The organism is Vibrio sp. 10N.222.49.C9, assembly GCF_041474985.1.
Lineage (GTDB): Bacteria > Pseudomonadota > Gammaproteobacteria > Enterobacterales > Vibrionaceae > Vibrio > Vibrio crassostreae_C.
The window spans coordinates 1-268 of sequence record NZ_JBFRVD010000574.1 but is presented as its reverse complement, the minus strand read 5'-3'; the positions used below and the strand labels follow the sequence as shown (position 1 = coordinate 268).

General features: G+C 50.7%; 1 pseudogene. It reads left to right on the top strand.

Annotated features, from left to right (window positions below):
• A pseudogene (locus AB4585_RS24545) lies at window positions 1–188 on the top strand (ABC transporter substrate-binding protein); the annotation flags it as partial.
• Window positions 189–268 lie beyond the last annotated feature (80 nt).

Sequence of the window (268 nt, the reverse complement as noted above, 5' to 3'; positions counted from 1 at the left end):
ATCTTCAGCAACTTGGCGAGCCTCGTCAGAAAGCGATTATTGAAGCTGAGAAGCAGATCCTAGCGGAATACGCGGCGATTCCACTATTGCACGAGCGCGTCATTCAAGGTGAGAGCACTCGAGTAAAACACGCACAGCGTGACCCTCGCGAGCGTCGTCTAGTAGACCAACAAACAGAGGTTAACTAATTACCATGCTGTCTGCTGTAGCGAGGCGAATAAGCCTAGATCAAGCGATGCCTTGGGTATCTCGCCTCTTCTTTTTGGCT